The organism is Dyadobacter sp. SG02, from assembly GCF_900109045.1.
In the GTDB taxonomy this organism is placed as follows: Bacteria; Bacteroidota; Bacteroidia; order Cytophagales; family Spirosomataceae; genus Dyadobacter.
This window is the reverse complement of sequence record NZ_FNYL01000023.1, coordinates 1-14,473: the sequence shown is the minus strand read 5'-3', so window position 1 is coordinate 14,473 and position 14,473 is coordinate 1. Positions and strand designations below refer to the sequence as shown.

The 14,473-nt window shown below is 45.4% G+C and carries 13 protein-coding genes and 1 pseudogene; 11 read left to right on the top strand and 3 right to left on the bottom strand.

Features of this window, described 5'->3' with window-relative positions; all coding sequences use genetic code 11:
• Nucleotides 1-435 precede the first annotated feature (435 nt).
• The 4 genes and pseudogenes from BMW93_RS33995 (at nucleotide 436) to BMW93_RS33980 (ending at nucleotide 3,071) form a co-directional block, all read left to right on the top strand.
• Nucleotides 436-1,017, top strand: coding sequence for a Crp/Fnr family transcriptional regulator (locus BMW93_RS33995; RefSeq protein WP_090387119.1), 582 nt, complete (start codon nucleotides 436-438; stop codon nucleotides 1,015-1,017).
• 138 nt (nucleotides 1,018-1,155) lie between these two features.
• The gene (locus BMW93_RS33990) at nucleotides 1,156-1,770 is read left to right on the top strand and encodes a DUF416 family protein (RefSeq protein ID WP_090387117.1); all 615 of its coding nucleotides are present in this window, start codon (nucleotides 1,156-1,158) and stop codon (nucleotides 1,768-1,770) included.
• Between the two features lie 312 nt (nucleotides 1,771-2,082).
• Nucleotides 2,083-2,547 (top strand): annotated as a pseudogene (gene lysM, locus BMW93_RS33985) (peptidoglycan-binding protein LysM).
• Nucleotides 2,548-2,741: 194 nt separating this feature from the next.
• Entirely contained in the window at nucleotides 2,742-3,071 is a 330-nt protein-coding gene (locus BMW93_RS33980; protein ID WP_090387115.1) for a hypothetical protein, read from the top strand.
• A gap of 81 nt (nucleotides 3,072-3,152) precedes the next feature.
• Here BMW93_RS33980 and BMW93_RS33975 read toward each other — a convergent pair whose 3' ends face one another.
• The gene (locus BMW93_RS33975; RefSeq protein ID WP_090387113.1) at nucleotides 3,153-3,599 is read right to left on the bottom strand and encodes a hypothetical protein; all 447 of its coding nucleotides are present in this window, start codon (nucleotides 3,597-3,599) and stop codon (nucleotides 3,153-3,155) included.
• A gap of 504 nt (nucleotides 3,600-4,103) precedes the next feature.
• Here BMW93_RS33975 and BMW93_RS33965 point away from each other — a divergent pair.
• A complete protein-coding gene (locus BMW93_RS33965) occupies nucleotides 4,104-4,508 on the top strand; it encodes a response regulator transcription factor (RefSeq protein WP_177194279.1) in 405 nt (134 codons plus the stop codon).
• 9 nt (nucleotides 4,509-4,517) lie between these two features.
• Here BMW93_RS33965 and BMW93_RS33960 read toward each other — a convergent pair whose 3' ends face one another.
• Nucleotides 4,518-5,129 (bottom strand): response regulator transcription factor, encoded by a 612-nt coding sequence (locus BMW93_RS33960; protein ID WP_090387105.1) that lies wholly within the window; start codon nucleotides 5,127-5,129, stop codon nucleotides 4,518-4,520.
• A 415-nt stretch (nucleotides 5,130-5,544) separates the two neighbouring features.
• On the opposite strand from BMW93_RS33960, the gene BMW93_RS33955 reads away from it, so the two are divergent.
• Both BMW93_RS33955 and BMW93_RS33950 read left to right on the top strand, forming a co-directional pair.
• Nucleotides 5,545-6,234 carry a response regulator transcription factor gene (locus BMW93_RS33955; RefSeq protein ID WP_090387103.1) on the top strand — a complete coding sequence of 230 codons (690 nt, stop codon included), beginning with the start codon at nucleotides 5,545-5,547 and terminating at the stop codon, nucleotides 6,232-6,234.
• 40 nt (nucleotides 6,235-6,274) lie between these two features.
• Complete coding sequence (locus BMW93_RS33950) at nucleotides 6,275-9,514, top strand: ATP-binding protein (protein WP_090387101.1); 3,240 nt, start codon at nucleotides 6,275-6,277, stop codon at nucleotides 9,512-9,514.
• Here BMW93_RS33950 and BMW93_RS33945 read toward each other — a convergent pair.
• Entirely contained in the window at nucleotides 9,496-10,143 is a 648-nt protein-coding gene (locus tag BMW93_RS33945; RefSeq protein WP_090387099.1) for a response regulator transcription factor, read from the bottom strand. The genes BMW93_RS33950 and BMW93_RS33945 overlap by 19 nt on opposite strands.
• A gap of 787 nt (nucleotides 10,144-10,930) precedes the next feature.
• Between BMW93_RS33945 and BMW93_RS33940 the strand changes: the two genes are divergently transcribed.
• From BMW93_RS33940 to BMW93_RS33925, 4 genes are all read left to right on the top strand, one after another.
• The gene (locus tag BMW93_RS33940) at nucleotides 10,931-11,323 is read left to right on the top strand and encodes a helix-turn-helix domain-containing protein (RefSeq protein ID WP_090387098.1); all 393 of its coding nucleotides are present in this window, start codon (nucleotides 10,931-10,933) and stop codon (nucleotides 11,321-11,323) included.
• Nucleotides 11,320-11,748, top strand: coding sequence for a helix-turn-helix domain-containing protein (locus tag BMW93_RS33935; protein ID WP_143061778.1), 429 nt, complete (start codon nucleotides 11,320-11,322; stop codon nucleotides 11,746-11,748). The genes BMW93_RS33940 and BMW93_RS33935 overlap by 4 nt, the downstream gene beginning before the upstream one ends.
• A 608-nt stretch (nucleotides 11,749-12,356) precedes the next feature.
• A complete protein-coding gene (locus BMW93_RS33930) occupies nucleotides 12,357-13,007 on the top strand; it encodes a hypothetical protein (protein ID WP_143061777.1) in 651 nt (216 codons plus the stop codon).
• 44 nt (nucleotides 13,008-13,051) lie between these two features.
• Entirely contained in the window at nucleotides 13,052-14,428 is a 1,377-nt protein-coding gene (locus BMW93_RS33925; protein WP_090387092.1) for a hypothetical protein, read from the top strand.
• Nucleotides 14,429-14,473 lie beyond the last annotated feature (45 nt).

Here is a 14,473-nt window from a genome sequence, read left to right as displayed (position 1 = left end):
ACACAGGTTTTCTTTGTTTTCCGTCATTGGCACTGCCGGCAAGTTAAGCAGACTCACTCAAACCCGAAACCTGCCTGATGGCCGTATTTTTGAATTCGGCCCCAAGCGAATTCATGAGGAATCAGGCTAAATTCACGAATGCGGCCGATTGCCCGATCAAGCATTTGAGACACCCAGAGTCGGGCAGCCCGTATATTGTAGATAGTCGAGGCCAGTATGTTTCCAATCTGGCGAATCTTCCGGCTGCGCACTTAAAGAAGGTCAGTTCCGGTCAAAACCAGGTGGTAAACAAATCTGGCCATCAGATTTGTAAATAACTAACAACACACATCCGTGCTCAACTTTTTGGCAATAGTGAGGGTCACTCATTAGCAAAACACTGACCTTGACTACCTGGCTTTTTGATATCATTTTACTTTAGTGTACGTCAGTAAAATGACTGAATTTTTCGCGCTCCTATCAAATTCCGGTCAGGTAGAACAAGATTCAAAACTATGGGAGGATCTAACCAAATCAACTCGATTAACCTATCTGAATGAGCATGAGACCATTCTGGTTGCGGACACCCACCAGGAGTACATCTATTTTATCGTGCAGGGTTGTATAAGAAGCTTTTTTAAACGGGCCGATGGGGCTGAAACAACGTGCTGGTTCTTTGGCAACGGGGATATGGTATTCTCTGAAAGCAGCCTTCTTTATAAACAGCCCTCGCAACTTAGCATGCAGGCAACCTGTCCAACGAAAGCATACAGGATTAGTACACAGAATTTTGAACAGATCACAGGTGCGTATCCCGAGTTCAGGCAAGTTTGCCTCAGACTCCAGGCTAACTATCATCTGAGAAATTTTGAGCACAACCAAGTGCTGCTCAGGCTTCCGAGAGCTTCCCGGTTTAATATGTTTTTAATTCAAAACCCGCGGATTATCGGGCAGGCAAAAGAAAAGGACATTGCCAATTTTCTTCATATGCATCCTAATTCATTTTCCGCCTTAAAGAGAGACTCGATGCAAAGGTGATAGCTTACAGTATTAGGTGAGTAAAATACTACCGGGCTGCCTGGTAAATGGCCAGAAAAACACCGCATACAGTATAGGTTGTACGCTAATGCCAATCATACGCACAAGCTGAATTGGAAAACCTATTTACACAAAAATATGAACAAACTATACGAAACCAAAAAGAACTTTCGAAACATGTCCAGCTATCCGGCCAAAATAAGAAAAAGACTAAGCGTATTATCCGATAAAGCAAAACTCCTCTTTGGCGCACTAACCTGCGAGCATTTGTATCCAAACTACGTTGCTTTTCAGCAAAAGGCGGACTGGGGTGATGCGCAGGTACTCTTCCGCGCAATACAGGCGATGCACCTGCGAATCAGCGACGATATTTCCAGCTCACCTGCTCAAATCTTGGGGTTAATGGACTGTGTAGAATTGGCAATGCCGGGCGTCAACCAATGTCCGGACCCTAGCAGTCAACTGGCGAAAGATGCCTGCATCATCACACTAAGCAGTCTGGAATATATGATCACCAAAGATATCGAGAGCATTGTCGCTGTCGCGACCTATGCCAGGGATGCAGTCAAAATATCCGAACAAACGCAGCAAGGATTCAGCTCCGGTAGTTGTAGCGCTACACGACCAAATACAGCGACCTCCGCGAGCATGATAAGGGAAATCCGGCGGCAAATCAATTTAATTCAAGAACTATCCAAACCGCAGACACAGCACATCACACCAGCACTGATAGACTCCTTGCGAACGAAATAACCGATTACCAACAGCACCCATTATTTAAAATAGCACCCATTTTTACCTTAATTAATTTGCAGGTAAATTGTACCTATATACTACAAGTAAATACGACAAAAATCTGTCTCCACAGCAATATCAGGCATGATATAGTTAACAGTCGATATGTAAATAGAAAAATATTCGACAATATATATCAAAAAAAAAAAAAAAAAACACACAAAACATTTAATTAAAGGAAAGTTAAATTCAAATTCATTATTCTCATTGCTTTTGAAGAATATATAGTTAATTATTGAAGAATAATAATCATCTATAAATTCAAAAAATATGGGCCTATTATCATTTATTAAAGGCGTTGGAGAAAAAGTATTCAATAAAAATGAGACTAATGAAATAGCTCATCCTCAAACCGCCGAACCACTACGCGCAAGTGCTTTGATGGCACACATCAAGTTTCTGGACCTCTCCTATCACAATCTGACTATTTAGACTTCCAATGACACGGTAACCCTTGAAGGGCAAGTAGCCAAACAAGAAGACTCAGAAACAATTGCATTGGCGATTGGCAATGTAGAGGGGGTCGAACTGGTAGACAACCGCCTGCTTGTGGCCGCTACGGCCCCAGAAGCCAAATACTACACCGTTGTAAAAGGCGACACACTTTCCGAGATCGCCCTTAGCTTCTATGGCGATATGAGAAAGTACAATCACATCTTCGAAGCCAACAAGTCCATGTTGTCCAGTCCCGACCTGATTTATCCTGGCCAAGTGCTACGTATTCCAAGATTATAAGATGAAATACAAACAACCCTGTTTACAAATGTGCTGTTTGCATTCACAGCATTTCACTGACCATTCTAAATAAATAGCACTCCCAAAAATCACCTTAGTAATCGTAATTACAAACCTGTATAACCAGCATGGATATCGAACAATATTGATAGTTCAAATAATCATTCCTGTTACTGTAATAATCAATATGCAAAATGAAATCCTCCAATATTTTCGTATACTTGGAACTCACCAAGTTTACCCAGAATTTATCCCTAGAGATAAGTTCAATTAAGTCAGAGCTAATTGCCCAGCACGCCTATTTTAGAATCATCCCCGCCAATTTATTCTCAGAGTATTTATCTGCCGACTGGAATTCATTGTGTGAAAACGTCAACAAACTCGGGCCTGTGGTCGATTCGGGGGGGCGCGTGGTGACCAACAACATCAAACATACGATTCAAAACATGACCGACACCGAATGCTTTGAGATAGCACAGAGCCTTCAGGCGCTTCAACAGAACGTTGCAGACGAGTTTCGTTAAGGCCTTGTTAGAACTTAAAACGAACGCCCCAAGCTTTCACGATGAAAACTTGGGGCGGGCAAGCTTAGTAGCATGAATGGGTTAATTGGGAGTCAGTAAGGCCAATTTATCTTCATCTTCCTTAATTTTCTCCCTGAGCGAGTCCACATTGCGTCGCAGCTTCGCCAGGTTATCCGCCGCTTTTCTAGCACGCTTGGCATCACGAATGGCAGCGGATGCAGCTTTACTGGCCTTTCGGGCCAATTGTTTGTCCTGGGGATCGCTGCTCAGGTCGCCGGCGGCCACTTTATTCTCCTCTGCCGACCGCTGGGCGCGCTCGGCGGTGCTGGTTGCTTCATCGACCGCACCTGGGATTTGATTCTCAAGTTTGGCGAGTTCAATTTCGCTATCGTTTAACCGCTTGTTTAGCGCCAGAACCTTTTTTTGGTCATTTAACACCTTCAATGAATCCTGTGAAACGACCTGGGCTGAAACCCCGCTATATGACAGAAGGGCCAGCAACACATAAAACACAAATGCAAGTCTCATATAAAATTTAAAAATATAATAAAAAGGATGCGCTACATCCCATCCCAGGAGATAACCGGCAAACGATACGACATGTTAAAGAAACAACCCGGCAATCAACCGCGCCGGGCTGTAAGAACCTCTATCACTATGTGCTATATACGTTACGCAAATTCTCTTCCCTGGCTCATACAAATCTTGCAGATTTCGGCGAATCCATTGCAGACAGATATCGCCGGTTACAGGACATTTTACGGCATGTTTGAAGCGAAATTTGTCCGGATTGGCGTAGATAAGTGATTGGACTCCCTTTCCTCGTCCATGAACATGGCGGAGCCCTGCCCACGACAAGGCATGACTCCATGTATCAGGCGGTTACAGTTATCTCTGGCAAAAAGCGCAAAAAAGAATGCCTTTAACGGTTAGTACTTCCCACGATCATTCCTATCTTAGGTATCATTTTGCCATGATCAATTGAAACTGTGAGCAAATCAGGGATTAGGAGTGAACGTACCAATAAATATTTTGATCATTGAAGATCACGACATTGTCGTTTGGGCACTGGAAAGAATGCTCACCAAAGCGATTGAAGGCACCGTGATCAAATCGGCCCCGAATTTTGACAGGGGGCTACAAATCCTGTTACAAAATCCGGCCGATCTAATCATTTTGGATATTGGTGTGCCGGGTGGAAATACAGTCGAGACAATTCAGTATCTGAGAAACGTGCAAGCAGAAGTCAAAGTATTAATTCACACCGGCTTACCCGAGAAAGAATTTGCAGCTGCATATATGATTGCCGGAGCGAATGGCTTTGTCTCCAAACACGCGGCATTTGAAGATGTCCTGGAAGCTTGCCAAACCGTACTGGATAATGAAAAGTATATCAGTAACTCGACTCGCGAAACGATCGCAGGCAACACAAATTAACAATAGTTTTTACACCCTTACTTTCGTTGCAAGGTCTTTCACATTTTTCACCTTCAACTTCCTGAATATGTTTGCCCGGTAAGTGCAAACAGTGCTTTCCATGATCTTCATCACATGGGATATTTCCCTGGTATTGAGCCCTTGCAAAACCAAATGCATAACCTCCTTTTCCCTAGGTACCAGTTTGGGCTCGTAGGGTAAAACAACGGGAATGGCGGCCAATAACATCCTGTGAACATTTTCACTGACGTAACGCTTGCCGCTTAAGACAGTAAAAATCGCTGTTTCGATCTGCTGACGTTGCGATGACTTCAACACAAAGCCTTTCGCGCCCGCAATCAGGCACCGATCCGCGTAAACGTTTTCATTTGCCAGCGAGAAAATCAGAATACGGTTCGTATTTGAAAATCTGCCAATGAAATCGATCATGTCTATGACTGTGTAGCCCTGAATCTGAATATCTACAATGATAAGATCAAAATGAGCAACTTTTAAGGCGGCTTCTCCATCATGCAAGCTGCTAACATGGCTTATTTCAGATTTGCCATCTAAATCCCGAATTATTTCTCCCAAACTAAGCTGGTATAAAAACACATCATCGATGATCAAAATCTTGCTCATTATTCTCAATAGTCAGTGATTTGAAGTGGAATCCGAGTAGATGGAGCTCGGCAGGCCCTGTCCAGATTTCTGGATGGGCCTGCATTTGTCGGCACTCCGCTAGTGTGTGCGAATAGTGCTGCATGCTTTCAGACAAACTTTATTTAACATTTTATTTTAACAGCTGCTTTCGCATTCTAACTCTTGACTAACAATCCATTAGCTAGCAGATACAGTCCCATCTAGCTAACATTTTCCTCCTCTGCTGTAAATGGATTCACAAAGTTAACTGCGGCCAAGGCATTTCTAATTGGCTAAGATGCTAGTTCAAGTAGAAATGAATTCTAGTTAAATATCGAATTATAGCTTGTATAGATTTTAATCTACATACCATAGTTTTGTAGCGAAGCATCCAGAAGATCAAATACATTTATCTATGAATCAAATAACTAGAATACTTTTAGTAGATGATCACGAACTTGTTCTATGGGCCCTTGTGGCGATTATTAGAGAAAAGCTCCCGGATACCCAGGTACTTTCTGCATCCACTTTCGATCAGGGGCTTGAGACAATTAAAAACACCCCGGTGGATCTAATTATCCTGGACATCGATGTGCCTGGTGGTAACAGCACCAAGATGTTAGAAAAGCTCAGGAGTCTCCGTGCCGACATCCGGGTCCTTATCCACACGGCCATGGAAGAAGAGGATTATTCTATTAAATACCTCACTGCGGGTGCGGACGGCTTTTTATCAAAAGCCTCTCCGTTACCCACCGTGGCAGAGGCGATACAGACTGTTCTCAGGGGAGAGAAATACATGAGCCTGAAAACCCAAAATTTGCTTGCGAACAGTTACCTCAAATCAGTCGCTAATCCAACAAAACCCAAAGAGGCGTCGACAATCACACCCCGGGAGGCAGAAATTATCACCTTGCTTTTACAAGGAAAGTGGACCAAGGAAATTGCATCTCAGCTTGGCATCAAATGGAGCACAGTCAGTACCCATAAGCTAAGCATCTTTGAAAAGTTTGGAGTTACCAACGTAATTCAGCTTTACAAGAAAATTTTGCAGGACTACCCGGATCTGATTGATGTAAGTACTACACAGGTCAAGCCAAAATCCTGATAAGGTTGTAACCCATCCGGCGCCTGATTATCCTGAAAATATGAAAAGACTACTACTATTTTTACTGGCCTTACTGCCTGCTTGGCGGAATACTTTATACGGTCAAGTTGGTTATTCTGTCAGCCAATATACTGCGGACAATGGGCTACCACAAAATAGCGTAAAAGGGATTTCATCCGACGATGATGGTTTTATCTGGTTAGCGACGGAGGATGGTCTGGTCCGTTTCGATGGTCACCATTTTGAAGTCTTCAATGGTTCCAATCTTAATATTGCCAGTAACCGTGTTGCCAGTATACGAAGTTCGGTGCGATCTCACAAGTTAAAGGCATTGGGCCGTCCTGAGAGGGTCAAGGTCGCCTACGCGAGGTTTTGGCCACATTACTCGGTAAAGATTGAAGCGGGTCATGCCACCGCAGATTCAAACTATTATCCAAATCGGGATCAGCGCTTGCGTTCCCTGGGCTTGGATATCAATGATCTGAACGACATCACCTATGTTGCCGGCCTTCCTGACCTGCTCTATTCTGATTCGACCGGCAACGACCATCACATGATCATGGCCGGTGGCGGCGAAGGTAATTTTTTCATGGTCACTAAAAGCAAAATCGCCTACTACCAGGATTGGAAAAAACGCTACCAAAGACCAAGTCCTGGTCGTCAGCTGTGGAACTACTTTTCGATTCGCGGGAAGCTATATTACCGGATGGGTCACGGGAACTGTATACAAATATCCCAGAGCAAGACCTCGCATTTTGCGCTTGCCCCAGGCATAGAAGACCCAAAGGACGGCCGGCCAACCAAGCGACAGAAATTCTATTGGAATGGCAATTCCGAACAGGCCTTTTTTTTCTCCGGCAAGAACCTGTACATGCTCGTCCAGCAGGACAATGGCGATCTTTCCGCGAAACTGCTGGTTGAGGATTTTGACCTGCTTGCATTGGGTGTTGATGTCATCTATTTGGATAATGTTTCGCAAAAAGTCTTTTTGGGCAGCCGGGTAAATGGACTTTTCGTGTTGAGCAGAACACAATTTACGCCCCTAGTGGTCAAAGGAGAGGTGGGAGAAAATGTGTTCTACGCACAAGTCCCCTACTCCGCAAGCAGTGTGATTACGCCCACGGGTATCATTATCGGAAAGGGCCCGGTTGCCGGTCAAAGCTACCACAAATCTGTCGGCGCGATCGCAAAAATCAATCCTTTCGAGAAGCGAATTATGGTTAAAAGCCGAAATGGCACGATCTGGACCAAACGCTATCAAACACTTCTCCGAATCGATCAAAAGTCATTAAGACCCGATGAGGTATGGACTTTCGAAAAAGACATCACAGCCCTGTGCGAGGGCGCGGGTAATGCTATCTGGATAGGTGTAATCGGCGAGGGCTTGTACAGAGGCGAAACAGCAACCAAGAAGATCCGACCGAAGCTAATAGATGGCCAGGCGCTGAAAGAAATCACTTGTCTGGAGTCTAATCGTGAAACCGAAATACTTGCGGGCACCTTGAAAGGACTTTACCGGGTAAACACGCTCACAGAAACCAGCTCACTCATAGAGGGCACCCACGGAATACACATTAAGAGCATACATCCGTCAGATAATGGTCGGGTGTGGATAACGGGCCTGGAAACCGGGTTGATGCTTTTGACTGCTGATGGAAAGCTAACCCGTTTTCCCCTTGACCGAAAACGCTATCTGGCGAGCTCTCATTGCGTTGTGGAAGACGGGCTGGGTTACCTGTGGATTACCACCAACAAGGGATTGTTTCAGGTCAAAAAGAACGATCTGCTTGTATATGCGCAGAAATACCCTGGCAAAAGGCATAGTCCGGATCATGCTGCAACAAGGCGCTACACGGGTGGGCTTTACTACCACTATCATGCAAAAGATGAAGGATTTAACACCAACGAATTTAATGGCGAATGCCAGCCCTGCGGGGTCAGGTTAGCCAGCGGGTTCATTTCATTACCCTCGCTAAATGGCCTGATCTGGTTTCAGCCAACCGAAATCCGTCGCCACCTGCCTGATGAAAGAATTATTCTGACTGCAGTGGAAGCCAACGGAATCCCGGTCAACTTTTCCGGCGAGACGATCGATTTTGCGCAGCATGTGGAAGATGTCAGGTTATATTTCGCTACGGCGTATCTGGGTCACAAAGACAACCTGAATGTTTCTTATGCGATCGTCAAAGGCTCGGAGACAATAACTCCATCGGATTGGATACCTTTCGAAACCGACGAGCTTACCGTGAACCTGACCGGTCATTACTCAGGGGAATACTCACTTTTCATTAGAAAAAACAATGGTTTCGGCCTGGACAATTATGAAACCAAACACGTTCGGCTGAGCTTCCCTGAAAGTTGGTATGAAAATATCTGGATTATCCTGGCCATCGTCGCAGGGACCGTCAGCCTGGTGATCGTGCTTACTTATACCTATAATCGGCATAAGCTAAACTCGATTATCAGAAAGAACGCGGAACTGGAAGAAGTTATCGCTGTTCGAACAGGCAAATTGAGCCAGACATTGGAAGGCCTTGAGGCGTCCCGCAGAGATATGGATCAACAGATTTATTTACTTTCCCGAATCGTAGGCTCGATCAGTCACGACATACAATCTCCGCTAAGGTATATTTCGTTTGCCTCTAAAAGAGTCCCCGATCTGGCCGAGTCAGGCCAAATCGATGAAATTTCTAAAGTCGGCTTAATGGTTTCAAATATGTCCGACCGGATGGGTTCAATGCTCGAACAGCTGATCAGTTTCGCCAGAGCACAGCTTTACGGCAAAAAAATGACTATTGAAACTGTAAACATCCACCAATTAATTCAGGAGAAGTATGAACTTTTCCAGGAAACAGTGCTTACCAATGCAAGCAGGTTCTACAATGAAATCCCCAAAAACAAGCATGTTGACGCAAACTATCAGCTCCTTTCCATAATCATTCATAATTTGCTTGACAACGCCACCAAATATACCTTTCAGGGAGAAATCCGCGTATATCTGAACAATTCACAGCCCGATACCAAAGAGATTATCATTGCCAATACAGCGGCAAATCTGCCTGAGCAAATACTGGAACTTCTTACTTTGGAAGACAAAGATGTGGCCATGGAAAAATTCTCCAATTCGAGCCAGCTAAAAGGTTTGGGGTTGTTAATTGTTAAGGAAGTAGCTACCCTGGCTAATATTGCCGTTTGGGTTAGTCAAACTGACTACATTCGCTTCCACCTGCTTCTGCCCAGGCCGGGCACACTGGTCAAAAATCAGACAGAGACCGAGTAAGATTGCGGAAAAAGCTTGCTGATATCCACTTTTTCAGCTAATTCAAGAATATTATTCACTTGCATTTTTCGAAAAATATTCGACTTGTAAAAATTGATACTGTTTACATGTATTTCCAGCATTTTCGAAATTTCCTTCGTAGTTCTGCCTTCCAGGATTAACGGCAATATCTGTCTTTCACGTTTTGTGAGTGCTTCTTTGACTTTGCTTTTCAGCTCCGTCCTTGTCAACAATCTATCATGTACCCTGTCACTGAGGTAACGGTTTCCATTGATAACCGTTGAAATAGCAGTTAAGATTTCTTCCTTTTCGGCTGTCTTAACGACAAAGCCACTGGCTCCCCGCAGAATATAATGTTCGGCATACAGCAGTTCATCCCCCGTCGAGCAAATCAGCACCGCCGTAGAAGGCGCAATGCCGCGAATCATTTCCATCATCTTTATACCCGAGTATTCATCCATTAAAACTTCTAGAATGACCAGATCAAATTGACCGGAGACCAGCAGTTTAAGTGCCTCCTTAAAATTCACGGCCTCAGCAACGTCAATTTCCTCACTTAGTTCTCTAATTACTACCCTTAGGCTTAACCTCATCAAAAATTGGTTGTCTACAATTAAAACTCTTTTCATCTTCTGATTTTCTGTTCGCGATTGAATCTTGCTCGGTACAAGCAAAGTTAAATGGGCGCAGGCAAAAATGTGCCGCTGAAATGCGGCGATACGCAGGTAATTGATTCTAGAAGTTTCTCGAATAATAGCTATTCCCTTTCCTGGAATTCCGCAATAGCTTTGTGACCAGATCCAGATCGCCTTGAAAAAGCCATGTCGAGTTCATCAGCCGGGGCCGCGACTCCCAGCTTGGTAAACCTGCTGCCGTATAGCTCAGCTATTGACCGGCGACAGGGACTCGGAAGGTAAAGCTAGATTACACAGGACTGGTGTTTAATCCCGCTTAAAGCCATGTTTTAAACGGGAATGTTTAAGAACATCAGGCAATCATTGCCAAAAACCACGGCCAGCAACGAAAACCGAACCGCGTATACACATACACGTTAATACATATCATTGCCTTTAAAGAACTTGTCTTAGTCTAGACGAGCACGTTGAGTATCATATCAGAATGACCTCCTCCCCCTGGCGGGAGGTCATCTTGTTTCTAGGCAAATCGAATTAGAACAGGGGTGACTTATCGTCTTAATTCTATTCATCCCTCGAACAGGTTCGAGATATACGAACCTTCGATTAATCTACCTTTGTCGATCTGCGTAATGATTGAGTATATCCTGGGACCAAAGATCTGAGCGCCAGATAGCCAATTATTGAAGTACACCCAAAAATTATTTTGCAACAAGTTGAGCGGTCGGCATACTCTCAATCCATCATGTACAATTAGTTTTATCAGCACTCTCAATAGCCTATGCACCCAGTACAAACCATTGTCGATCAAGTTAAGATATTGCGCCAGGCAGCGGGCATTTCCCAAAAAGAAATGGCCGGAAAGATCAATCTTGACGTCACCAACTACCGAAAATTGGAGGCCGGCAAGCGAAAACGATTGGACCTTCATCAGTTGCTGGTGATCGCGGATGCGTTGAAAACGGCGCCTGAACAAACCTTGGTACCAATTACGCAAAATCGCGACTGGTCAGCCCAACCTGGCATTGCATTAACCGAATCGATGGATTTCATCAATGATGAGTATCATTACCAGGAGGTGATCACCTTACTTCGGTCGATTATCGAAAAGCAGCATAACATCATTGCTGAGCTTAATAAGCTCTCTAACAATAGCCAAGGCTACAAAACTTGATTTTTATCAGCAAAGCCAATTTAAATCTTACCACCACAAAAATGTCCAGAGAAGACCTTATACGAAAACGTATCCGAAGCCTCCGGGAAGCAGCCGGGATGTCACAAGCCGATCTAGCTTTCAAGCTTGGAATCGACGAGAGAAGTTACGCAAGGCTCGAAAGAGGCGAACGTAAACAGCTAGACTTGCACCTGCTGATTGCTGTTGCAAGCGCTATGGATATGGATCTATTGAATCTATTGGCCCCGGTTCTTCAAACCCAACAACAAAGTCTTGAAAAGAGAATTACTTCCGAGGAACGAGGCAAGGATCAACCTCAAAAAAATCACTACGAATACATCATTGCACAATTAATGGACATCATTGAAAGTCAAAAGAGGATCATTGAGGAGAAAAATGAAACGCTTCGAAAAGTTCCGGCGTGAGGCGGTTTCTGGTTGACAATCAATCAGGAAACGACCAGGCGAAGCAGCAAGTATATTTAAAGATATGGAAGCCATTCATGCTCGGCGAACAGAGCAGGAATGGCTTAGTTTTTTTCTACCCATCTCGAACAACGAGTGCTGCGAGGTTCCAAATTTAACGATGTGCACACAGACCTGGCACAATGCGTTTCAAGCTTGATGCAAACAAGCAAATAAAGTTACAACCAGACACAATTTTGTCTGCGATAAACACTAATTCGACGCCTGACCTGCAAATCCAGGCAAGAATATGGCATCTACCCTCAAGACTTCGTAAGGAAAGCAGCCTATTTCAGTCCGACCTGCACACCAATACTACCAAAACTCGTCTCAAACCTACCACAAAGTGTCTGTATCCAATCCGATTTCACCGCCCATATTTGTAATACCAACACGCACTGGTCATTGAGCTCATGATCTTCCCACGATAAGAAAAATTCAAGCGTATTGCCGGCAGTCGTCGGCTGATTAGTGTAGCAAGCGATCATTGGCTTTCGCCAACCGGCCTGTACAATTACCTGTATTCCAACAGTTTTATCAATTATTTCTTAATCTAATTTAAAATTCACATGAAAAAAACAATCTACTCCCTAAGTCTATTGATGGGCCTTACCGCTTCTGCTGCGATCGCTCAAAATGTAGGGATCGGCACAACTACTCCGGCGGCCAAATTGCATGTTGTGGGCAATGTGGCTATCGAAGATGGTACCCAGGGTGCCGGAAAAGTATTGACTTCTGACGCGGCGGGTATCGCCAGTTGGCAAGCGCCTGCAGGATCGGGTGCTAGCACCGCTACGCAAACGGCCTCTTATGCAGTACCTATTGGAAACGGCGCGCAGGCAGATGCTTTTTTCGGTGTGACGGAAGGATCCTATACAACGGTTTCGAATACGACCAATGTCATCAATTTCCCCAGTCAAAAAGCCGCATTTATCAACTACGTACTTGGTGTTGACGACGTGTCTGCATGGACAGGTTACAGCCCGTTTAACCGCTTTGAGATATATATCGATGGAGTGGCCAGCGGCATCTTTATTATCATCCAGACCGAAGTGAGCGGTCACTTCGAATTGACTTTGTCCGGTGTTCGCACCGTTACCGCAGGAAACCACACCTTCGACGTAAGGGCAACCAGATGGTATAACAACGGTGCTCCTGCCAGTGCCTACCAAATTTGTGGTACTATTTCTTCCAATTTGGATGTAACCTACTTGAACTAGTCGGAGAGTTGTAAGATACAGTCTTCATTTAAACAGCTTTCACGATGAAAAAAGAATACATCAGCCTGATGGCAGGTATGGCGTTACTGTTGGGGAACCAACTAGCCCACGCGCAGCTTGTCATAGATGGGGCTACTTTCAATAACTATGGCGCGGTAAGCAACCGCGAGAGCTACACGGCTGTAACGGCAACCGCTTCGGGCGCCTACGCAGCTTCCTCGGGAGCAGTATTTGAGCACTATGAGACAGATGCGAACTCGCTGCGTGTCAATAACAACTACAATGCCAACGGGGCCGGCGGGAGCACCGACAATTTCAACGGCCCGGCGGGGGCAGCCGGTGTGCAGGGTATCAGCGGTAGTGTCGCTCCTAACTTTTCTACGCTCGCATTGAAAAACGGGGCGGCAAGTGCATTCAACATCACCAACACCTCTGGCGCGAATGTGTTTGCCACAGCAACCTTTGAAAACGGGATCACGACCACCGTACGAGCCAACGCGGCAACCGGTGCGCTCAGGTTCCAGGCAGGTGCTACCTACACGGGAGGACTCACAGATGCGCAGCACGTAGACGGGTATGTTTCCAAAATCGGTAATTCAGACTTTACTTTCCCGGTCGGCAGCGCTTCCGATGTGAGAACGTTGGAGATGTCCGCTCCGGCAAATGCCAATGCGCATCTGAGCGTAGCCTACGCATCGGATCTGGGCGAAGCACCGAGCACTCCATCCCCTTCCATTGCACGGGTATACACCGCAGGCAGCTGGGATTGGGTCGCTGTTACCGCCTCTACTAACGACCTGGAAATTACGGTCTCTATCCCCAATCTGACTGCTTTCGAATCTACGGCTTCGAATTTGAGACTGATCGGCTGGGACGGTTCCCAATGGCTCGATTTGAGCGGCTCGGCCAATGCATCAGCTGTAACAGAAAACAGCACGCTGACCGGAACTGTACCTGCTGGTGCGGCGATCACCCAGATTGGCATCGGCTCCACACAGGCCCTGGCAACCACCCCTGACCTGCGGCCTTTTACGATCATGCCCAATGTGACTTTTTCTACGGCAGAGACCGTAAGGCCTTTTACGGTAAGGCTTCGTAACATGCGCACGGCAACAGTTGCAAGCGATCTGATCACTGTGCGGGTTTATAAGCCAACGCCTACCTCGGTGATCGCTTTGACAGGCGCCTCGGCAGCCGAATGGACCATTACCAACTCGGGGACCTATTATACGCTGACTACTAACACGGATATCCCTGCATCACCGTTGGGTAACAGCATTACAGCTACGGTCTCGATTGCCTCTGCGACGCCTAGTGGAACTTATCCCCTGCGCGTGTTCATTCCTGACCTGTCCGGGGGAGAAGTAGTGGCCGACAATGTCAACAATAACCTGATCATACAGGTATTCAAAAACATGTAGACGGACGCGAGTTCATACCAAAATTTTGCAATCATGAAAAAAACA

Bases quoted from the DNA above. Each gene is read 5' to 3' on its own strand.
- BMW93_RS33950 (WP_090387101.1), top strand. From the start codon at position 6,275: ATGAAAAGACTACTACTATTTTTACTGGCCTTACTGCCTGCTTGGCGG.
- BMW93_RS33945 (WP_090387099.1), bottom strand. From the start codon at position 10,143: ATGAAAAGAGTTTTAATTGTAGACAACCAATTTTTGATGAGGTTAAGC.
- BMW93_RS33940 (WP_090387098.1), top strand. From the start codon at position 10,931: ATGCACCCAGTACAAACCATTGTCGATCAAGTTAAGATATTGCGCCAG.
- BMW93_RS33980 (WP_090387115.1), top strand. From the start codon at position 2,742: ATGAAATCCTCCAATATTTTCGTATACTTGGAACTCACCAAGTTTACC.
- BMW93_RS33960 (WP_090387105.1), bottom strand. From the start codon at position 5,129: ATGAGCAAGATTTTGATCATCGATGATGTGTTTTTATACCAGCTTAGT.
- BMW93_RS33990 (WP_090387117.1), top strand. From the start codon at position 1,156: ATGAACAAACTATACGAAACCAAAAAGAACTTTCGAAACATGTCCAGC.
- BMW93_RS33995 (WP_090387119.1), top strand. From the start codon at position 436: ATGACTGAATTTTTCGCGCTCCTATCAAATTCCGGTCAGGTAGAACAA.
- BMW93_RS33955 (WP_090387103.1), top strand. From the start codon at position 5,545: ATGAATCAAATAACTAGAATACTTTTAGTAGATGATCACGAACTTGTT.
- BMW93_RS33930 (WP_143061777.1), top strand. From the start codon at position 12,357: ATGAAAAAAACAATCTACTCCCTAAGTCTATTGATGGGCCTTACCGCT.
- BMW93_RS33975 (WP_090387113.1), bottom strand. From the start codon at position 3,599: ATGAGACTTGCATTTGTGTTTTATGTGTTGCTGGCCCTTCTGTCATAT.
- BMW93_RS33925 (WP_090387092.1), top strand. From the start codon at position 13,052: ATGAAAAAAGAATACATCAGCCTGATGGCAGGTATGGCGTTACTGTTG.